At 40.3% G+C, this 20699-nt stretch carries 17 protein-coding genes; 16 read left to right on the top strand and 1 reads right to left on the bottom strand.

Translation table 11 applies throughout. The annotated features are described in order from the left end of the window. Window positions 1-67 precede the first annotated feature (67 nt). From purC to purD, 9 genes are all read left to right on the top strand, one after another. Window positions 68-787, top strand: coding sequence for a phosphoribosylaminoimidazolesuccinocarboxamide synthase (gene purC, locus JNUCC23_RS02400; RefSeq protein WP_062185001.1), 720 nt, complete (start codon window positions 68-70; stop codon window positions 785-787). After that, the gene (gene purS, locus JNUCC23_RS02405) at window positions 780-1034 is read left to right on the top strand and encodes a phosphoribosylformylglycinamidine synthase subunit PurS (RefSeq protein ID WP_062184998.1); all 255 of its coding nucleotides are present in this window, start codon (window positions 780-782) and stop codon (window positions 1032-1034) included. The genes purC and purS overlap by 8 nt, the downstream gene beginning before the upstream one ends. Then, window positions 1031-1717 (top strand): phosphoribosylformylglycinamidine synthase subunit PurQ, encoded by a 687-nt coding sequence (gene purQ / locus JNUCC23_RS02410; RefSeq protein WP_403075134.1) that lies wholly within the window; start codon window positions 1031-1033, stop codon window positions 1715-1717. Before purS ends, purQ begins: the two co-directional genes overlap by 4 nt. Then, the gene (gene purL / locus JNUCC23_RS02415) at window positions 1701-3923 is read left to right on the top strand and encodes a phosphoribosylformylglycinamidine synthase subunit PurL (RefSeq protein WP_062184992.1); all 2223 of its coding nucleotides are present in this window, start codon (window positions 1701-1703) and stop codon (window positions 3921-3923) included. Before purQ ends, purL begins: the two co-directional genes overlap by 17 nt. Next, a complete protein-coding gene (gene purF, locus JNUCC23_RS02420; RefSeq protein WP_454214084.1) occupies window positions 3908-5320 on the top strand; it encodes an amidophosphoribosyltransferase in 1413 nt (470 codons plus the stop codon). Before purL ends, purF begins: the two co-directional genes overlap by 16 nt. Window positions 5321-5339: 19 nt before the next feature. Next, window positions 5340-6374 (top strand): phosphoribosylformylglycinamidine cyclo-ligase, encoded by a 1035-nt coding sequence (gene purM / locus JNUCC23_RS02425; RefSeq protein ID WP_454214086.1) that lies wholly within the window; start codon window positions 5340-5342, stop codon window positions 6372-6374. Further along, window positions 6371-6958, top strand: a complete 588-nt coding sequence (gene purN, locus JNUCC23_RS02430) for a phosphoribosylglycinamide formyltransferase (protein WP_454214088.1) — start codon at window positions 6371-6373, stop codon at window positions 6956-6958. Before purM ends, purN begins: the two co-directional genes overlap by 4 nt. Before the next feature lie 310 nt (window positions 6959-7268). After that, window positions 7269-8804, top strand: coding sequence for a bifunctional phosphoribosylaminoimidazolecarboxamide formyltransferase/IMP cyclohydrolase (gene purH / locus JNUCC23_RS02435; RefSeq protein WP_403075126.1), 1536 nt, complete (start codon window positions 7269-7271; stop codon window positions 8802-8804). A 52-nt stretch (window positions 8805-8856) separates the two neighbouring features. Further along, window positions 8857-10125 carry a phosphoribosylamine--glycine ligase gene (purD, locus tag JNUCC23_RS02440; protein WP_062184977.1) on the top strand — a complete coding sequence of 423 codons (1269 nt, stop codon included), beginning with the start codon at window positions 8857-8859 and terminating at the stop codon, window positions 10123-10125. Window positions 10126-10259: 134 nt separating this feature from the next. Here purD and JNUCC23_RS02445 read toward each other — a convergent pair whose 3' ends face one another. Beyond that, window positions 10260-10571 carry a YgaP family membrane protein gene (locus tag JNUCC23_RS02445; protein WP_403075123.1) on the bottom strand — a complete coding sequence of 104 codons (312 nt, stop codon included), beginning with the start codon at window positions 10569-10571 and terminating at the stop codon, window positions 10260-10262. A gap of 172 nt (window positions 10572-10743) precedes the next feature. Between JNUCC23_RS02445 and JNUCC23_RS02450 the strand changes: the two genes are divergently transcribed. The 7 genes from JNUCC23_RS02450 to JNUCC23_RS02480 all read left to right on the top strand — a co-directional run bounded on the left by JNUCC23_RS02450 (window position 10744) and on the right by JNUCC23_RS02480 (window position 20415). Further along, window positions 10744-12486 carry an adenine deaminase C-terminal domain-containing protein gene (locus tag JNUCC23_RS02450; RefSeq protein ID WP_062184974.1) on the top strand — a complete coding sequence of 581 codons (1743 nt, stop codon included), beginning with the start codon at window positions 10744-10746 and terminating at the stop codon, window positions 12484-12486. A 63-nt stretch (window positions 12487-12549) separates the two neighbouring features. Then, window positions 12550-13620 (top strand): DUF3048 domain-containing protein, encoded by a 1071-nt coding sequence (locus JNUCC23_RS02455; protein WP_454214091.1) that lies wholly within the window; start codon window positions 12550-12552, stop codon window positions 13618-13620. 11 nt (window positions 13621-13631) lie between these two features. Continuing rightward, window positions 13632-13940 (top strand): YerC/YecD family TrpR-related protein, encoded by a 309-nt coding sequence (locus tag JNUCC23_RS02460; RefSeq protein WP_049679714.1) that lies wholly within the window; start codon window positions 13632-13634, stop codon window positions 13938-13940. 292 nt (window positions 13941-14232) lie between these two features. Continuing rightward, window positions 14233-14916, top strand: a complete 684-nt coding sequence (locus JNUCC23_RS02465) for a heptaprenylglyceryl phosphate synthase (protein ID WP_062184968.1) — start codon at window positions 14233-14235, stop codon at window positions 14914-14916. A gap of 69 nt (window positions 14917-14985) precedes the next feature. Next, window positions 14986-17211: a DNA helicase PcrA gene (gene pcrA, locus JNUCC23_RS02470; protein ID WP_403075115.1), complete on the top strand. Its 2226-nt coding sequence runs from the start codon at window positions 14986-14988 to the stop codon at window positions 17209-17211. Between the two features lie 17 nt (window positions 17212-17228). Continuing rightward, entirely contained in the window at window positions 17229-19235 is a 2007-nt protein-coding gene (gene ligA / locus JNUCC23_RS02475) for an NAD-dependent DNA ligase LigA (RefSeq protein WP_454214094.1), read from the top strand. Between the two features lie 10 nt (window positions 19236-19245). After that, window positions 19246-20415 carry a CamS family sex pheromone protein gene (locus JNUCC23_RS02480; protein WP_062184959.1) on the top strand — a complete coding sequence of 390 codons (1170 nt, stop codon included), beginning with the start codon at window positions 19246-19248 and terminating at the stop codon, window positions 20413-20415. Window positions 20416-20699 lie beyond the last annotated feature (284 nt).

The following is a 20699-nucleotide window of genomic DNA, read 5'->3' on the forward strand; positions in this document are numbered from 1 at the left end:
TTACTGGCAGCAAATCCTACATGTATCTTAAAAATTGCCAATATTCTTTATTACGGGGGCCTCATAGATGGAAAAGCGAGAATTGCTTTATGAAGGAAAGGCTAAGAGAATTTATGCGACAGAGAATCCAGAAGTTGTCTGGGTAGTATATAAAGATTCAGCAACAGCCTTCAATGGTGAAAAGAAAGCAGAAATTGCCGGTAAGGGTGTACTGAATAATGGAATTACTAGTTTGCTATTTTTAAAGCTTCATGAAGCTGGAATTACTTCTCACTTTATTAAGCAAATTTCCGACACAGAGCAGCTTGTAAAAAGGGTTTCTATTATTCCACTTGAAGTTGTTGTACGCAATGTAGTAGCAGGCAACTTATCTAAGCGCCTTGGATTGCCTGAAGGGCAGCTATTGAAGCAGACACTTATTGAATTTTATTACAAAGATGATAAGCTCGGTGATCCATTGTTAACAGAGGACCATATTAAAGAATTGATGCTAGCATCTGAAGAGGAAGTTAGGATTTTGAAACAAAAAGCTTTAGATGTGAATGCAAATTTATCAAGCTTTTTTAGTGAAATTGGAGTTCGTTTAATTGATTTTAAGCTAGAATTTGGAAAGCTTGCAGATGGTGAAATCTTGTTGGCGGATGAAATATCTCCAGATACGTGCCGATTATGGGACGTTGAAACGGAAGAAAAGCTCGATAAGGATGTATTCCGCCGCGATTTGGGAAATTTAGTAGATGCCTATGAAAAAATCTATTCAAAACTTGGAGGTTACAAGCATGTATAAAGTAAAGGTATATATCACGTTAAGAGAAAGTGTCTTAGATCCACAAGGAACAGCCGTTAAATCTTCCTTACACAGTATGTCGTATGATACGGTGTCAGATGTGAGAATCGGCAAATACATGGAATTGACGATTGAAAAAAATAATCAGGATATCGATGCTCTAGTAAAAGAAATGTGCGAGCGTCTGTTAGCGAATATCGTTATTGAAGATTACCGTTATGAAATCGAGGAGGTTGTCGCGCTGTGAAATTTGCTGTAATTGTGTTTCCAGGCTCCAACGGTGATATTGATATGTTCCATGCAATTAAGGATGAATTGGGTGAAGAGGTAGAATATGTGCCCCATACAGCAGACAGCTTGGCTGGTTTTGATGGCATCTTATTGCCTGGTGGTTTCTCATATGGCGATTACCTTCGTACTGGCGCCATAGCTCGTTTTTCTAACGTGATGGGTGAAGTGGTGAAAGCGGCGAACGAAGGAGTACCTGTATTAGGTGTATGCAACGGATTTCAAATCTTACTCGAAGCAGGGCTACTGCCAGGTGCGATGAGAAGAAATCGGGAGTTAGCGTTTATTTGTAAACCAACTCAGCTGGTAGTTGAGAATAATAAAACAATGTTTACGAGTGGCTATGAAATAGGTGAAACTATTACAATTCCAATCGCCCATGGTGAAGGGAATTACTATTGCGATGAAGAAACTATGAAACTTTTAAAGCAAAACAATCAGATTGTATTTACGTATGACGGTGAAAATCCGAATGGCAGTCTTGAAGGGATTGCAGGAATCACGAATGAAAATGGAAATGTTTTGGGCATGATGCCACATCCCGAGCGCGCAGTTGATCAATTACTTGGAAGTGCAGATGGATTAAAATTATTTCAATCAATCGTAAGAAATTGGAGGGAAAACCATGTCGTTAATGCTTGAGCCAAGCCCGGAAAAAATTAGATCACAGCGAGTGTATGCAGAGATGGGTCTTTCGGATGAAGAATTTGCGATGGTAGAAAACATCCTGGGCCGTACGCCGAATTATACAGAAACCGGTTTATTTTCAGTAATGTGGTCAGAGCACTGTTCGTATAAAAATTCCAAGCCCGTTTTAAAAAAGTTCCCGGTAACTGGGGAAAAAGTCCTTCAAGGACCTGGTGAAGGTGCGGGGATTGTTGATATTGGAGACGGTCAGGCGGTTGTTTTTAAAATTGAAAGCCATAATCATCCTTCTGCGATTGAGCCTTATCAAGGAGCGGCAACAGGCGTCGGCGGCATTATCCGTGACGTATTTTCTATGGGTGCCCGTCCAATTGCGATTCTGAATTCGCTTCGTTTCGGTGAGTTGGATAACGCTCGTGTCAAATATTTATTTAAAGAAGTCGTTGCAGGTATTGCTGGATATGGAAACTGTATTGGTATTCCAACAGTGGGAGGCGAGATTCAATTTGATCCTTCCTACGAGGGAAATCCACTTGTAAACGCCATGTGTGTCGGTTTGATTAATCATGAAGATATTCAAAAAGGGCAAGCGCGCGGAGTCGGTAATACGGTCATGTACGTGGGAGCGAAAACTGGACGTGATGGGATTCACGGGGCGACATTTGCTTCTGAAGAATTGACTGAATCATCTGATGAAAATCGTCCAGCTGTTCAAGTGGGCGATCCATTTATGGAAAAACTGCTTCTTGAAGCATGTCTTGAATTAATCCATAATGATGCCCTTGTTGGGATTCAGGATATGGGAGCGGCAGGGCTTGCAAGTTCTTCGGCAGAGATGGCTTCTAAAGCAGGTTCAGGGATTGAGATGAACCTTGATCTTGTGCCACAACGTGAAACTGGGATGACTGCTTATGAAATGATGCTGTCAGAATCACAAGAGCGGATGCTGATTGTCGTTAAAAAAGGACGCGAACAGGAAATTACCGATTTATTTTCTAAATATGATTTAGAAGCAGTTGCTGTTGGTGTGGTAACGGAAGAAAAGGTTCTTAAGCTCACCCATAAAGGCAATGTTGTAGCGAACGTTCCGGTTGATGCATTAGCTGAAGATGCTCCTGTGTACCATAAGCCATCAAGTGAACCTCAATTGTACAGAGACTTTCAAGCAATGAAAATTGAAGTTCCGAATATCGTTAATTTCAAAGAAACACTGATCAGTCTATTGTCTCAACCGACAATTGCAAGTAAAGAATGGGTCTACAATCAATATGATTATATGGTACGAACAAGTACCGTTGTAGCTCCAGGTTCCGATGCTGCAGTCGTCCGAATTCGTGAGACGAATAAAGCACTTGCGATGACAACGGATTGTAATTCTCGTTACCTTTATTTAGATCCAGAAGTAGGTGGAAAAATTGCTGTTGCTGAAGCGGCACGTAATATCGTATGTTCTGGAGCAGAACCGTTAGCAGTTACCGATAACTTGAACTTTGGTAATCCTGAGAAGCCGGAGATTTTCTGGCAGATTGAGAAGGCAGCGGATGGAATAAGTGAAGCTTGTAGAACATTAAGTACGCCTGTTATTGGAGGGAACGTTTCTCTTTATAATGAAACGAATGGTGAAGCCATTTATCCAACGCCAGTTATTGGCATGGTAGGTCTTGTACATGATCTTACTCATATCACGACCCAGGAATTTAAAAATCCAGGGGACCTGATTTATGTGATTGGTGAGACGAAAGAAGAATTCGGTGGCAGTGAATTGCAAAAAATGCTGGAAGGAAAAATCTATGGTCAATCACCGTCCATTGATTTAGAAATCGAGCAACAACGCCAGAAACAACTCTTGAATGCGATCCAAAGCGGGTACGTCGCTTCAGCACATGATGTTGCAGAAGGCGGATTAGCAGTAGCTCTTGCAGAAGCACTCTTTGGTACAGAAAATTTAGGAGCACGTGTAGTTGTTGAAAATGAGGCAGTTACGGCGTTATTTAGTGAAACACAGTCCCGATTTGTAGTATCCGTATCTCCTGAAAATCGCGAAGCATTTGAAAGTACGGTTCAAGATGCTTATTGCATTGGTGAAGTAAACAATAATGGAGTATTGACAATTTCCCGCAAGCAGGAAGGTCTAGTAATAGATGCAAGTGTTCAAGAATTAGAAGCTGCTTGGAGAGGGGCGATCCCATGCTTGCTGAATTAAAGGGATTGAATGAAGAATGTGGTGTGTTTGGCATTTGGGGTCACCCAGATGCTGCACAAATCACCTACTATGGTTTGCATAGCCTGCAACACCGTGGCCAAGAAGCTGCGGGAATGGTTCTAGCTAAGGACGGAAAGCTGGCAGGAATGAAGGGTGAAGGATTGGTCACGGAAGTGTTTACTGCCGAGAAAATGAAGAATTTATCCGGAAATGCTGCAATCGGCCATGTCAGATATACAACGGCAGGTGGAGGCGGTTATGAAAACGTTCAACCATTTTTATTCAATTTCCAAAGTGAAGCCATGGCACTAGCCCACAATGGCAACATTGTGAATGCCAATCAATTGAAGGCGCAGCTTGAAGCACAAGGAAGCATCTTTCATAGCACCTCTGATACAGAAGTATTAGCCCACTTGATTCGTAAAGGCGGTTTTTCAGATTTGAAAAGTCGTGTTATAAATGGATTAAGCTCGTTAAAAGGTGCTTATGCTTTCTTGATTATGACGGAAACAGAAATGCTCGTTGCTCTAGACCCGAACGGACTTAGACCCTTATCTCTTGGGATCTTGGGCGGTGCTTACGTTATAGCATCTGAAACATGTGCCTTTGATATTGTCGGTGCGGAATTTATCCGTGATATTGAACCAGGAGAGCTCCTTGTCATCAACGATGAAGGGATTAAAAGCGAACGTTTTGTTATGTCTTCACAGCGCGCAATGTGTACGATGGAATATATTTATTTTTCCCGTCCAGACAGTAATATTAGTGGAATCAATGTTCATACAGCACGGAAAAATCTTGGTAAGCAGCTAGCGGTAGAAAAACTAATTGAAGCCGACGTTGTAACAGGTGTTCCAGATTCAGGTAATTCTGTTGCTATAGGATATGCAGAGGCAAGTGGCATTCCTTATGAAATGGGTCTAATTAAAAATAGATATGTAGGCCGTACTTTTATTCAACCTTCTCAATCTCTAAGAGAACAAGGTGTGAGAATGAAGCTGTCTGCAGTACGCGGTGTTGTAGAGGGGAAAAGGGTTGTAATGGTTGACGATTCAATCGTGCGTGGAACTACATGTAAGCGGATTGTCACGATGCTTAAGGAAGCTGGTGCAAAGGAAGTACATGTCCTAATTAGTTCGCCTCCAATTAAGAATCCTTGTTTCTATGGGATTGATACATCAAGTCGTGAGGAGTTAATTGCCTCTGAAAATTCAGTTGAAGAAATTCGTGAAATCATCGGAGCAGATTCGCTTACATTTTTAAGTGTTGAAGGAATGGTTGAAGCGATTGGAAGACCATTTGAAGGTGAGAACCGAGGTCAATGCCTCGCTTGCTTTACTGGAAATTATCCGACAGAAATATATGCCAATGAGCAGTCAACAACCGTAATAAGTTGAATGAAGGAGGATGATGACCATGTCGAATGCATATAAAGCGGCCGGAGTCGATATTGAAGCGGGGTATGAAGCGGTATCACGCATGAAAAAGCATGTTCAAAAAACGATGCGTCCAGGAGTATTAAGTGGGCTGGGCGGTTTTGGCGGCATGTTTGATTTATCTCAATTGAACTTACGCGAGCCTGTCCTTGTTTCAGGAACGGATGGAGTAGGAACGAAGCTATTGCTTGCGATGATGATGAATAAGCATGACAGCATTGGGATTGACTGTGTGGCCATGTGTGTGAACGATATCGTTGTTCAAGGAGCTGAGCCGCTTTACTTTTTAGACTATATCGCTTGTGGAAAAGCAGAGCCTGAGAAAATTGAGAGCATTGTAAAAGGGATTGCAGAAGGCTGTGAGCAAGCCGGTTGTGCATTAATCGGTGGCGAGACGGCTGAAATGCCTGGCATGTATAGTGAAGAAGAATATGATTTAGCTGGCTTTACAGTAGGAGCATGTGAAAAGACGAACCTGATTACCGGCCAGAAAATCAACCAAGGCGATTGTATAATCGGATTAGCGTCAAGTGGCATTCATAGCAATGGCTATTCGCTTGTACGTAAAGTTTTATTAGATGACGCGAAAATGGATGTAAATGCATTTATTCCAGAGCTAGGCTGCGAACTAGGAGAAGAACTTTTAAAGCCGACTAAAATTTATGTGAAGCCGATTTTAGCGGCGTTGAGTGAGTTTGAAATCAAAGGGATGGCTCATATAACTGGCGGTGGATTTATTGAGAATTTACCGAGAATGATGCCTGAAAATTTAGGAATCGAGATAAAGTCAGGATCTTGGGAGATTCCGCCGATCTTCACCCTTCTTGAAGAAAAAGGAAACATTAGTCGTGAGGATATGTACAATATTTTTAATATGGGCATCGGCATGGCTCTTGTCGTCGAGCAGGAAAAGGCTTCCGAGCTTCTAGCCTTTTTTGAAAAACGTGGCGAAGTGGCGTATCAAATTGGTGCAGTCGTGAATCAACCTGGTGTAAGTATTGCGAGTGAATCATGAAAAAAATAGCAGTATTTGCATCGGGGAGCGGGAGCAACTTTCAAGCAATCGTGGATGCGGTTAAGGCAGGCACGCTCGAAGCAGACATTCGTTTGCTTGTCTGTGATCAAGAGTCCGCTTATGTTTTACAAAGAGCCGAAAAAGAGAAGATTACTAGCTTTTGCTTTTCTCCAAAGTCTTTCCATAACAAAGCAGCGTTTGAACAGGAAATCGTGAAGCAGCTTAAATCGAAGGATGTTGAATTCATTGTCTTAGCAGGATATATGCGATTGATCGGACCAACACTTTTACAAGAATATCCTGAAGCAATCGTGAATATCCATCCTTCTTTATTGCCAGCTTTTCCAGGTATTGATGCAATTGGTCAAGCGTTTGATGCAGGGGTGAAGGTAACTGGCCTTTCGATTCATTATGTGGATGCTGGGATGGATACAGGTCCAATTATTGCCCAAAAAGAAATTGAGATTCTGGAAAATGATACGAGAGATCGGTTACAAGAACGAATTCAGCAGGCCGAGCACATTGCCTATCCAGAAGTGCTTCAACAGTTGTTTATGAAGGAGAAATCAATTTCTTCTCATTAATTTTTGAATAATGCAGTTTTTTATGAACGATTTAATTTAGTGGAAGTTGAACGGTTAGCTTGCGCTTTTAAGATTAGAAAGTCTATGGTTTTTCAACAAGTCTTTGTGTCTAGCACAAGTAGATTAACACTTCGAAGTCATAAGCCAAGCAATCTGGTAGAGAGAAGAGCACCCAACAGCTTGCTTGTCTTATGCTTGTCGGGTTCGCACTGGATGTGCTGACTTCGACGTTCGAAACAGGACACCTGGCGGATTTTAGTCAAAGTTCATTCAATAGGCGCTTGCGCTTTTCCAACGAGGAGGATTCATTATGGCAAAACGTGCATTAATCAGTGTTTCAGATAAAACAGGTATCGTAGAATTTGCAATTGGTCTTAAAGAGGCAGGCTTTGAAATCGTGTCTACTGGGGGTACGAAGAAGACGCTTGTTGAAAATGGAATTGACGTGATTGGGATTAGTGATGTAACAGATTTTCCTGAAATTTTGGATGGCAGGGTTAAAACGTTGCATCCAAATGTTCACGGTGGATTATTGGCAAGAAGGAATGATGTCGCACATCAAGCTCAATTAGAAGCACATCAAATTCAACCAATTGATCTCGTTTGCGTCAATTTGTATCCATTCCAGCAGACGATCGCGAAACCTGATGTGACGCCTGAAGATGCGATTGAAAATATCGATATTGGCGGACCAACGATGCTTCGTTCTGCGGCAAAGAATCATGAATTTGTGACAGTTGTTGTGGACCCAACAGACTATGAATCCGTACTTACTGAGCTGAATGAAAACGGTGACGTATCAGCTGCAAAGAAACGAAAACTTGCTGCGAAAGTATTCCGCCATACAGCTGCCTATGATGCTGTCATATCCGAGTACATGACAAAGCTTGCTGAGGAAGAAAATCCTGAAAGTTTAACGCTCACGTATACATTAAAACAATCACTTCGATATGGAGAAAATCCACATCAACAAGCTGCATTTTATCAAAAGCCATTAGGCTCTACTTTTTCTGTGGCGTATGCCAAACAATTGCACGGTAAAGAACTGTCATACAACAATATTAATGATGCTGATGCCGCTTTACAGATCGTCAATGAATTTGAAGAGCCAGCAGCTGTTGCTGTTAAGCATATGAATCCATGTGGAGTTGGGGTTGGTAATTCGGTTGCTGAAGCGTTTAAGAAAGCGTATGAAGCAGATTCTACGTCCATTTTTGGTGGAATTATTGCTTTAAATCGTGAAGTAGACCAAGAAACAGCTGAAATGCTCCGTGAAATTTTCCTTGAAATCATTATAGCTCCTCACTTTTCCGAGAAAGCACTAGAGATTTTAACTGCGAAAAAGAATATCCGTCTGTTAACTGTAGCTTTCGATGGCAAGCAAAAATCCGAACGAAAAACTACATCCATTCAAGGGGGATTACTCGTTCAAGATTTAGATACTTATGGGTTAGACCATGCAACTATAACAATCCCAACGAAACGCCAACCATCTGAAGATGAATGGGCAGCAATGAAACTAGGCTGGAAAATCGTGAAGCACGTGAAATCTAATGCAATTGTCGTAAGTGGCGAACAGATGACGTACGGTATCGGTGCTGGACAGATGAACCGCGTAGGGGCAGCTAATATTGCTTTAGAACAAGCTGGTGAAAAAGCAAAAGGCGCGGCTCTCGCTTCTGATGCATTTTTCCCAATGGATGACACTGTTGAAGCGGCGGCCATTGCTGGTATCACAGCTATCATTCAACCTGGTGGGTCTGTACGTGATGAGGATTCGATTAAAAAAGCAGATGAATACGGCATTACAATGGTGTTTACAGGCGTTCGTCATTTTAAGCACTAAGTTTTTGGGTTCAATAGGCTAATGGTTTTTAATATTAGGAAGAGGTGATTCCATGAACGTGTTAGTGATTGGCAAGGGTGGACGTGAGCATGCATTAGCAAAGAAACTATCCGAAAGTAAGCAGGTTCATCAAGTATTCGCGGCTCCAGGTAATCCAGGCATGGAGGATGTGGCGGAACTCGTTCAAATTGATGAAAATAATCATAAGGAACTGATTGCGTTTGCTAAAGATCAGAATGTTACCTTAACCATTATTGGAGCCGAAATACCTTTGGTTAATGGAATTGTCGATGAATTTAAAGCAGCTGGTCTACAGGTATTCGGGCCTGATAAACAAGCAGCTATAATTGAAGGTAGTAAAACCTTTGCAAAGGATTTAATGAAAAAATATGAAATTCCTACTGCTGCATATGAAACATTTACAGATATCGAGTCAGCAAAAACGTATTTAGCTGAAATTGGTGTTCCAATTGTAATAAAAGCGGATGGACTTGCTGCTGGGAAAGGTGTAGTCGTTGCACACACGATGGAAGAGGCACTGGAAGCATTACATGGAATGCTTGTTGATGAGAAATTCGGTGAAGCTTCAGCGCGAGTTGTCATGGAGGAATTCCTTGAAGGTGAGGAATTTTCGCTAATGGCATTTGTAAATGGAGAGAAGGTTTACCCGATGGTTATCGCTCAAGATCATAAGCGGGCTTATGATGGTGATACTGGTCCGAATACAGGTGGAATGGGTGCGTATTCGCCTGTTCCTCAAATTCCAGAAAGCGTGGTTGCTGCGGCAGTCGATCAAATTGTAAAACCAACAGCGGCAGCACTTGTTGCTGAGGGTCGCTCTTTTACAGGCATTTTATATGCAGGTTTAATTGCTACGAATAAAGGAACAAAAGTGATTGAGTTCAATGCACGTTTCGGTGATCCAGAAACTCAAGTTGTCCTGCCAAGACTAAAGAATGATTTTGTTGATACGCTTCTTGCTGTTTTAAACGGGAATGACTATGAGCTTGAATGGGACGATGAATCTGTAATCGGGGTAGTTGTCGCAGCAGCTGGTTACCCTAGCGAATATGTCAAAGGAGCACCGATACATGGGCTAGGGGAATTAAGTGAGGATGTTGACATTTATCACGCAGGTACTGCCAAGAATGATAACGGTGACTATACGACAAATGGCGGTCGAGTACTGCTTGTGGCCGCAAAGGGAACCGATCTTCTTAGTGCACAAGCAAAGGTTTACAAAGAATTAGAAAAGATTCCTAACCAAGATTTATTTTGGAGAAAAGACATTGGTTATCGCGCCATTTTAGTGGCCAAATAGAGGGTCCCCTAAGAATTTAGAACGTCATAAGGGTCTGACCTCGCACTTTAAATCAGTATGTAGTGTTTTATACACTTATCTGAATTTAGTTGCTGCGGGGTCTGACCCTTTCTGACCTTCATTGGACACCTTTTTTAAGTTTCTGTATTTTCATCATCTGAGATAAGATCATTCCCCATCCCCATTTGAGTTAATAAATGTTCTCCTTTTTTTATGATGTTATGGTTCCCGCTTAATCTCCCTTGACACTTTTCATAAAGGGCAACAAAGGGACAAAAGCGAAGAATTCCTTCCCCAATTTTCATACCAGAACACATAGCTATAACTAAATAAGATCCTTTCCACGGCTTTCTGGACATTTTTGAAATCGACCATGCTAAAAAAGTAAAACCACAAGTTATTCTGAGTAATGCGTTTGGAATGCCGATATTTGCTTTGACTTTCATAATAGATAATCTCCTTCACGAAATATTCACACTATTTAACATAACTTTAATGTATTAACTCATTAAATGTGTTAGGATTAATAAAAATGGGTGAATATTACTTATTTTGGTTCTTTACATGACTTTTCAATATAAATATAGTAGTTAAATCTAAAAAAACGGAGGGGTTCTCTTGTTAGAGCAACGTTATCGATGGAAGAATAAACATATACGCGAGCATGTCGATGTACTAGACGGAAACAGAGCTCCACATATACTTCTACAAAATGCAACGTATTTAAATCAGTCATTGCGAAAGTGGATAAAAGCAAATATTTGGATTTATGATGATCGCATCGTCTATGTGGGGGACAAAATACCTGACAAATTAGATCATTGCGAAATGGTTGATTGTCAAGGCAGCTTTTTAGTTCCGGGCTATATTGAGCCACATTCGCATCCATTTCAATTATATAATCCCCAGACTTTAGCTCGTTATGCATCGTATTTTGGAACAACGACATTGATTAATGATAACCTAATGCTTTTTTTGCAATTAGAAAAAAAGAAAGCGTTTTCTTTATTGAAGGAATTACGAAATATCCCAGCTAGCATGTACTGGTGGTGCAGGTTTGATGGGCAAACCGAATTACGGAATGAAGAAACAATTTTTACTCATGGTGATGTAAAGGCGTGGCTCGAGCATGATGCCGTATTGCAAGGTGGGGAGCTGACTGCATGGCCCAGGCTGCTTGCTGGAGATGATATGATGCTTCATTGGATCCAAGAAGCAAAGCGAATGAGAAAACAAATCGAAGGCCATTTCCCTGGTGCATCGGAAAAAACGTTAGCGAAAATGATGTTATTTGGGGCCGATTGTGATCATGAAGCTATGACAGGAAAAGAAGTATTGTCTCGCTTGATGCAAGGGTATACGGTTTCTTTGAGAAATTCTTCGATCCGACCGGACTTAGAAAATATATTGAAAGAAATTCATGAGCTTGGGATCGATCAATACGACCATTTCTTCTTTACGACGGATGGTTCATCGCCTTCATTTTACGAAAGCGGTTTCATAGATACGATGATTAAAATCGCAATTGAACAGGGCGTTCCGATTATAGATGCATATAATATGGCTACGATTAATGTTGCCCGCTATTATAATATTGAGTACTTACATGGAAATATTGCAACAGGCAGAGTCGCTAATATTAATTTCCTTCAATGTGAGACAGAACCAGCGCCTGTTTCTGTTCTAGCGAAAGGGAAATGGGTGAAGCGTGACGGGGTGGAGCTTGAAGATTCGTCTGTTGTTCATTGGGATGGATATGGATTCGGAGAGTTACAGTTAGATTGGGAATTGGATAGTAATGATTTAGAGTTTTCGATGCCATTCGGTTTTGAAATGATCAATGATGTGATTACGAAACCATACTCGATTACATCGGATTACTCTGATGGAAATCTGTCATTCGAACATGATGAATGTTATTTTGTAATGATTGACCGTGGTGGAGAGTGGAGAATTAATACGATGGTTAAAGGCTTTGCCAACCAATTATGTGGGTTTGCAAGCACATACTCAAATACGGGAGACATAGTTCTGATTGGAAAAAGAAAAGAAGATATGCTTCTTGCTTTTCAGCGAATGAAGGAAATTGGCGGCGGGATTGTAATTGCTGAGCAAGGGAAAATCATTTTTGAAATGCGCTTAGCATTAAAAGGACTGATTTCTGAAAAATCAATGCCAGAGCTAATTAAAGAGGAAAAGGAATTGAAACAACTGCTTCAAGAAAGAGGATATGTATTTTCAGATCCAATATACACATTGTTATTTTTCTCATCTACACATCTTCCCTATATCCGTGTAACCCCAACGGGAATGTATGATATTATGAATAAAACAGTTCTCTTTCCTACAATAATGCGTTAAAATGTAAAAGAAGACTTTTAAAATTAAGGAAGTAACGTGGAAACAAGTAGGGAGTGTGCAGGAATGAAAAGGAGTTTACTGCTTATTCTGCTTGCTGTTTTGTTATTGATGGGTGGCTGCATAAAAAAGGTAGCCAAGGATGAACGACCAACCGACAATTCTTCGAGTGAAATTGTCGAACAAGATGAAACTACTCAAGATCCAGTTGATAGTGAACAGTTTTCAAACTTTTACCCATTAACAGGAATGGCAACGAATGATGATACAGAACATAGGGCGATTGCTGTAATGGTTAATAATCATCCAAAGGCACGGCCGCAAACAGGCCTTTCGAAAGCAGATATTATCTATGAAATGTATGCGGAAGCAGAAGTAACACGTTTCTTAGCAGTTTTTCAAAGTGAAATGCCAAAAGAAGTTGGACCGGTCCGTAGCGCTCGTGATTACTTTATTAAATTAGCGAAAGGGTTAGATTGTGTCTATGTATGTCACGGGAATAGCCCGGATGCTAAAGAGATGCTTGATCAAGGATATATTGATCATTTGAATGGATTAGAATATGATGGAACGCTTTTTCAACGTTCGAGTGAACGGAAAGCCCCTCATAATTCCTATATTTCTTTTGAAAACATTGAGAAAGGTGCCCAGCAGAATTCATATGATTTGACAGAAAAGCCTAAAGCCTTTACATTTTTGAAGAAATCTGAAATGGAACTATTACAAGGTGAACCTGCTTCTTTTGTTCAAATTTCTTATGGATCATCCTCATTTGATGTAGAATTTTCGTATGATGAAGACTCAGAAACGTATTCTAGATATTCTAATCATCAACAAACGATTGAATACATTGATGAAACGCCGATTAGGATAAACAATATCTTTATTATAGAAGCACCTCATAAGGTCATAGATAGTGTTGGAAGACGAGATATTGATTTTGAAGCGGGTGGTAAAGCGTATTTACTGCAAAAAGGCAAATGGAATGAAGTTCAATGGGAAAATAGAGAAGGTCGAATTGTTCCAGTGAAAAATGGAAAAGAAATTGGTTTCGTACCAGGCAAAACGTGGGTAAATGTTTTGCCGGATAAGCCAGGGATAAGCCGGCTTGTCCATCTTGGTGCTCAAGAAAACTAGGGGGCAAAACTATGCAAATTGATAAATTAAGGGGAAAAGGTCTGGATCAGCTTTTCGAAGCCGTATTATCACTGAAAGATCTCGAAGAATGCTATCGTTTCTTTGACGACTTGTGTACAGTTAATGAAATACAATCACTATCACAGCGTCTTGAAGTAGCACGCATGCTCCAAGAAGGTAAAACATATCATCGAATTGAAACCGATACAGGTGCAAGTACAGCGACGATATCTCGTGTGAAACGATGCCTAAATTATGGGAACGATGCTTATACAATGGCATTGGACCGAATTAAGAAAGAGCCAGTAGAAGAAGAATAAGCCAATTAGTTCGATGAATGTTGTTATGTTTTAAGAAAGAGTCAGGGGAATTTTTCCTTGGCTTTTTTATTTGTTTTTTCTGATTTTGACTTTTGAAGCGAACTATCTTTTATAATGAATTTTGGTGTATCTAAAGGGTGGGATTGGTTATTTTAAGATGCTTTTTCTGGACCATCAAACCTTCTTTCCTGCTCATATTTTTAATCTAGGCTATCGTTTCTTATAAATCTTTTTTTATCAAAAATCTTAATGCTATAATGGTGCTATGAGAAATTTTAATGGAGGATATATGATGTACGATTTTCGAAAGTGGAAGCATGTGTTTAAGTTAGATCCTAATAAAGAGATAAATGATATAGATTTAGAAAGCATTTGTGAGTCGGGTACTGATGCTATTCTAATTGGGGGAACAGACGGCGTTACGCTTGAAAATGTGTTAGATTTGATGGCAAGAGTTCGTCGTTACACGGTTCCTTGTGTTCTTGAGGTGTCATCTGTTGAAACAGTTACTCCCGGATTTGATTTGTATTTCATTCCAAGTGTTCTAAACAGCAAAGATTCAAAATGGATGATGAGATTACATCAGCAGGCTGTAAAGGAATATGGTGAAATCATGGATTGGTCTGAGATGTTTGTGGAAGGGTACTGTATTGTCAATCCGGATTGTAAAGCAGCTCAACTGACAGATGCGGATACGAATCTTGATGAAGATGACATTGCTGCATATGCCATGATGGCCGAGAAAATGTTTCATCTGCCGATTTTCTATTTAGAATATAGTGGAATGTACGGCGATCCAAAAGTTGTGAAGAAAGTGAAACAGAACTTAGAAGAGACTGTTTTCTTTTATGGCGGAGGAATTGAAACGGCAGCTCAAGCAAAAGAAATGGCAGAGTTTGCTGATGTTATCGTAGTGGGGAATAGTATCTATGACAATTTAAAGGCGGCACTTGAGACAGTCGCGGCAGTGAAATAGATGACTCTTTTAAATAGAGACAGACTATAGTATAATAAAAAGAACAAACGTTCGTAAGGTGGTGCTTTCATGCAGTTTTTAGCGGAAAAGTTAGTAAAAGGTTTAAATGAGCAGCAGCAAAAGGCAGTGAAGGCAACAGATGGACCACTTCTCATCATGGCTGGAGCGGGAAGTGGTAAAACAAGGGTGCTTACGCATCGAATTGCTTATTTAATGGTAGAAAAAGAAGTGGCGCCATGGAATATTCTGGCGATCACTTTCACAAATAAGGCAGCACGTGAAATGAAAGAACGGATACGTGGCATTCTTGGTGGAGCATCAGATGAGATTTGGATCAGTACCTTCCACTCTATGTGTGTGCGGATTTTACGACGTGATATCGATCGTATCGGATATAATCGAAACTTCTCCATTTTAGATACAACCGATCAACAGTCAGTTATAAAGCAAATCTTGAAAGACAAAAACCTCGATCCTAAAAAATATGATTATCGCGCTCTCTTAGGAACAATCAGTTCAGCAAAAAACGAACTCGTAACTCCAGAGGAATACCAAAAAACAGCCGGTGACTTCTATACAAATGTTGCAGCGGAAGTATACACGGAATATCAGAAACGGCTCAGAAAGAATCAAGCATGTGATTTTGATGACTTAATTATGTTGACCATCACGTTATTTCAGCGCGTACCTGAGGTTCTTGAATATTATCAGCGGAAATTCCAGTATATTCACGTGGATGAATATCAAGATACGAACCGAGCGCAATATATGCTCGTTAAGCTTCTCGCTTCACGATTCCGCAATTTATGTGTAGTTGGGGACAGCGATCAATCCATCTATCGCTGGCGTGGCGCGGATATCGCGAACATTCTATCATTTGAAAAAGACTACCCAAACGCAACGATGATTTTCCTTGAACAGAATTATCGTTCAACAAAGAAAATCTTAGAGGCAGCGAATAAAGTAATCGATAATAACCGAAATCGGAAGCCGAAAAATCTTTGGACGGAAAATATGGATGGGAACAAAATCAGATATTTCCGTGCGGATAGTGAACAAGGCGAAGCACAGTTTGTTGCTGGAAAGATTAATGAAATAATTCGTGACAGTTCCAGAAAGTTATCTGATATTGCAATCCTTTATAGAACAAACGCCCAGTCACGGGTTATGGAGGAAGTTTTATTAAAATCTAATCTGCAATATACCATTGTGGGCGGAATTAAGTTCTACGATCGTAAAGAAATTAAGGATATCCTAGCTTATTTACGATTGATTGCCAATCCAGATGACGATATCAGTTTACGTAGGGTCATTAATGTACCAAAACGAGGAATCGGGGCTACTTCTCTTGATAAGGTTGCTGATTATGCGGCAATGACAGATGGTTCGATGTATCAAGCACTGCAGGATATTGACATGATTGGCCTAAGTCCGAAGATCACAAAGGCAGCACGTGAATTCCGTGATTTAATCCATGCCTATACGAATCAGCAAGAATATCTGTCTGTCACCGAGCTTGTAGAAGAAGTGATTGAAAAAACAGGGTACCGTGAAATGCTTCAAGCAGAAAAATCAATTGAGTCACAAAGCCGCTTAGAAAATATCGATGAGTTTTTATCTGTAACTAAATCGTTTGAACAAAGTAATGACGATAAATCTTTGGTTGGCTTTTTAACCGACCTTGCATTAGTTGCCGATATTGATCAATTAGATGATACAGAAGAAGCGCAGGAGTCAGTGACGCTCATGACCTTGCACTCTGCAAAAGGGCTGGAATTTCCAGTTGTATTTTTACTGGGGCTTGAAGAAGGGGTATTCCCGCATAGCCGTTCACTTATGGACGAAGAAGAAATGGAAGAAGAACGTAGGCTTGCTTACGTAGGTATCACTCGTGCAGAATCAGAGTTGTATATAACAAATGCCCAAATGAGAACATTGTTTGGTCGTACGAATATGAATCCTGTTTCGCGCTTTATTGCTGAAATTCCAGAAGAACTAATAGAAGATATGAAACCAAAACCCAAAAAATCAGTCTTACATTCTTCAAAACCAATACATTCAGGTGGTTCAAGACGTACACCTTCATTTGGAAAAGTGGTTGCTCAGCCGAACGCAACAGGTGGAGATGAAATCGGTTGGCAGGTTGGTGATAAGGCTGCCCATAAAAAATGGGGAACTGGAACGGTTGTCAGTGTGAAGGGTGAAAGCGAAGGCAAAGAATTAGATATTGCATTCCCAAGCCCAACTGGGATTAAACGTTTGCTTGCTAAGTTTGCACCTATTGAAAAAGTATAAAAGAAAGGGTTGGATATATGGACATACAGCAAGCTGCAGGAAAAGTTACTGAACTACAAACGCTATTGAATCAATATGGCTATGAATATTATGTTTTGGATCGGCCGTCTGTCTCAGATGCGGAATACGATCAGCTGCTAAGAGAATTGATTGAATACGAAGCTCAATTTCCTGAATTGAGAACACCAGATTCACCAACCCAGCGCGTGGGTGGCGCCGTACTCGAAATGTTTGAGAAGGTAGAACATACAAGTCCTATGCTAAGTCTTGGCAATGCATTTAACGAACAAGATTTACGGGATTTTGATCGAAGAGTACGACAAGCGGTTGGTGACTCGATTTCCTATGTATGTGAACTGAAAATCGACGGACTTGCGATTACGCTTCAATATGAGAATGGGCACTTTACGCTTGGGGCTACACGTGGTGATGGAACGATTGGGGAGGATATTACTGAAAACCTTAAGACCATTAAATCGATCCCATTAAAACTTAAAGAACCTTATACAATCGAAGTTCGCGGTGAAGCATTTATGCCGAAGAAGTCATTTGAAGCATTGAACAAGGCTAAGGAAGAACAAAATGAAGAGCCGTTTGCTAACCCCAGAAACGCGGCAGCAGGCTCACTTAGGCAGCTAGATCCGAAACTTGCAGCAAAGCGCAAGCTGGATATTTTTCTTTACGCGATTGCTAACTTAGAGGATATAGGTATTGAGGCCCATAGTGAGGGTCTTGAATTGCTAGACCGTCTTGGATTTAAAACAAATCAAGAACGAAAAACGTGTACATCGATCGAAGAAGTATTAGAATATGTAGAGAGCTGGGTAGAGAAGCGACCAAACTTGGCGTATGACATTGATGGCATTGTAATTAAGGTTAATTCACTGCAACAACAAGAAGAATTAGGAAGGACAGCGAAAAGCCCTCGTTGGTCAATCGCCTATAAATTTCCGGCAGAAGAAGTGAATACAAAGCTTCTAGATATTGAACTTAGTGTAGGGCGAACAGGGGTGGTAACGCCCACCGCTATACTTGAACCAGTTAGAGTAGCTGGGACAACGGTTGGTCGAGCTAGTCTCCATAATGAAGATTTGATACGGGAAAAAGATATCAAAATAGGTGATCAGGTCATCATAAAGAAAGCTGGGGATATCATCCCTGAAGTTGTTAATGTCCTTGTAGATCGACGTACAGGAGAAGAGATTGAATTCAACATGCCAACGCACTGTCCTGAATGTGAAAGTGAGCTTGTCCGACTTGAAGAGGAAGTCGCCCTTCGCTGCATCAATCCAAAGTGTCCGGCCCAGATTCGTGAAGGATTGATTCACTTTGTATCTCGTAACGCGATGAACATCGATGGCCTTGGCGAAAAAGTCATCAGTCAATTATTTAGTGAGGGACTCATATTGGATGTTGCCGATTTATATAAATTGACACATGATCAGTTGCTTGGCTTAGAGCGGATGGGTGAAAAGTCTGTCAATAATCTAATCACAGCAATAGAAGCCTCCAAAAGTAATTCACTTGAAAAACTATTATTTGGTTTGGGCATCCGCCATGTTGGGGCAAAAGCAGCGAAAACATTAGCCCAAGAATTTATTACAATTGACGCATTAAGTGGCGCGAGTCGTGAAGATTTAATAGCTATTAATGAAATTGGGGATAAGATGGCAGACTCCGTTGTCGCCTATTTTGACCTGGAAGAGGTTCAAGCGTTGATGAATGAGCTGTTAAAAGCGGGAGTAAATCTCGAGTATAAGGGAGCGAGGCCTGTCTCGGTTGATCAAATTGACAGTTTTTTTGCCGGAAAAACAATCGTACTGACTGGAAAGTTGCATCAACTTACGCGGAGTGAAGCTCAGGGGAAATTAGAAGCATTAGGAGCAAATGTTGCTGGAAGTGTCAGTAAGAAAACGGATCTAGTCGTTGCAGGAGAAGCTGCCGGTTCTAAGCTAGCAAAAGCAGAGAGCTTAGGCATTGAAGTATGGAGCGAGGAGAAATTAATCGAAGAACTAACTAAATAGAGGTGTTAGAATGAAAAACATCACCTTCCTCGGGATCATATTGGCTATATTACTTTCCGGGTGTGCCCCGAAATTTGATAAAGAGCAAGAGATTGTGAGTGAAACGGATAATAGTACGGAAAAAGCAATTGTACCGAATTATCAAATATCTAAGGATTATTATAAAACGATGCTTCCTTTTAAAGAATCAGAAGCACGTGGACTAGTTGTATCTAATTTAAATACTCGCTATGATATCGAGGAATTTGAAACTGGATTAATGAGAATAGCCCAAAAGAATTTTAGTCCAGACAAGTATTTTTTCAGGGAAGGGCAAATACTTAAGGGCAGTACGATTAACAAATGGCTTAGAAGAGAATACACGGAAGAACAACTGAAAGAAAAGAAACTGGCTGCAAAAGATAATCTTGGTCTCAATCCAATTGATTCAGGGAAAGGCGATATCGCTGACCGTAGTGAAAAGAGTCCCATTTATTTGGCTAATATACTCGAGCATGATTATTTAGTGGAAGACAAGAATAATCAGGTTAGTTTAGGCGGAGTTGTCATAGGACTGGCTCTTAACTCGGTTTATTACTATCAAAAAGAAGCCTATGGTGCTACGTATGAAACAAAGATTAAACAGGCTGAATTAGAGAAGCAAGGTAAAGCAATTGCTGAAAAAGTCGTGCAGCGTTTACGAGAGAACAAAGAGATGAGTGATGTACCTATCACGGTTGCCCTATTTGAACAAAAAGAAAGATCATCAGTTGTTCCAGGGAATTTTCTTTATTATTCTCATATAGATGGTAATAAAAATACGATTGGGAAATGGGAAAGCGTTGATGAAGAATATTATGTATTCCCTTCGACTACAGCTGAAAAAGCGTATCGTGATGATGTAAGGTCATTTAAAAACTTTAAACAGGATGTGGAAAATTATTTTCCAAACTTTAATGGGGTTGTTGGTCGAGCATTTTATGTGAATAAGCAGCTACAGGAATTGAATATTGATATCCCCATTCAGTTTTACGGAAATACAGAAGCGATTGGATTTACACAATATGTAACGGGACTTATCATGAACCATTTCACTGAATATATAACCGTTCAGATTTCCATTACATCAGTGAATGGCCCAGAAGCACTGATTACTCGTAAACCCGGTGATAGTGAACCTTATGTTCATATTTATAAATAAGATAAGGCAGGCAGGCCCTGAAGATAGGCTGGGTCTGCTTTCTTTATTTAAATACCAAAGTTCGTCAAATTCCTTCATTATTTCCCGGATAATATTTGTGTATCTATCTGTAAAAGTATCAAAATTCGATCTATTTTTTCATAAATGGTATTTGAACAGATATTTGGACATTTGCTGTACTTGGAAGTGTTGCTTTAGGGCGTGAAAGTCTGATATTATTTAAATAATTGTTTTTTCGGAAATATGATCGGAATTCAATGAAAAAATAGAGAATATAGCACAAA

It is taken from the genome of Peribacillus sp. JNUCC 23, from assembly GCF_053653995.1.

What these genes read in the sequence shown, in the direction of transcription:
- purC (WP_062185001.1), top strand. Translation starts at nt 68, where the DNA reads ATGGAAAAGCGAGAATTGCTTTATGAAGGAAAGGCTAAGAGAATTTAT.
- purS (WP_062184998.1), top strand. Translation starts at nt 780, where the DNA reads ATGTATAAAGTAAAGGTATATATCACGTTAAGAGAAAGTGTCTTAGAT.
- purL (WP_062184992.1), top strand. Translation starts at nt 1,701, where the DNA reads ATGTCGTTAATGCTTGAGCCAAGCCCGGAAAAAATTAGATCACAGCGA.
- purF (WP_454214084.1), top strand. Translation starts at nt 3,908, where the DNA reads ATGCTTGCTGAATTAAAGGGATTGAATGAAGAATGTGGTGTGTTTGGC.
- purM (WP_454214086.1), top strand. Translation starts at nt 5,340, where the DNA reads ATGTCGAATGCATATAAAGCGGCCGGAGTCGATATTGAAGCGGGGTAT.
- purN (WP_454214088.1), top strand. Translation starts at nt 6,371, where the DNA reads ATGAAAAAAATAGCAGTATTTGCATCGGGGAGCGGGAGCAACTTTCAA.
- purH (WP_403075126.1), top strand. Translation starts at nt 7,269, where the DNA reads ATGGCAAAACGTGCATTAATCAGTGTTTCAGATAAAACAGGTATCGTA.
- purD (WP_062184977.1), top strand. Translation starts at nt 8,857, where the DNA reads ATGAACGTGTTAGTGATTGGCAAGGGTGGACGTGAGCATGCATTAGCA.
- JNUCC23_RS02445 (WP_403075123.1), bottom strand. Translation starts at nt 10,571, where the DNA reads ATGAAAGTCAAAGCAAATATCGGCATTCCAAACGCATTACTCAGAATA.
- JNUCC23_RS02455 (WP_454214091.1), top strand. Translation starts at nt 12,550, where the DNA reads ATGAAAAGGAGTTTACTGCTTATTCTGCTTGCTGTTTTGTTATTGATG.
- JNUCC23_RS02460 (WP_049679714.1), top strand. Translation starts at nt 13,632, where the DNA reads ATGCAAATTGATAAATTAAGGGGAAAAGGTCTGGATCAGCTTTTCGAA.
- JNUCC23_RS02465 (WP_062184968.1), top strand. Translation starts at nt 14,233, where the DNA reads ATGTACGATTTTCGAAAGTGGAAGCATGTGTTTAAGTTAGATCCTAAT.
- pcrA (WP_403075115.1), top strand. Translation starts at nt 14,986, where the DNA reads ATGCAGTTTTTAGCGGAAAAGTTAGTAAAAGGTTTAAATGAGCAGCAG.
- ligA (WP_454214094.1), top strand. Translation starts at nt 17,229, where the DNA reads ATGGACATACAGCAAGCTGCAGGAAAAGTTACTGAACTACAAACGCTA.
- JNUCC23_RS02480 (WP_062184959.1), top strand. Translation starts at nt 19,246, where the DNA reads ATGAAAAACATCACCTTCCTCGGGATCATATTGGCTATATTACTTTCC.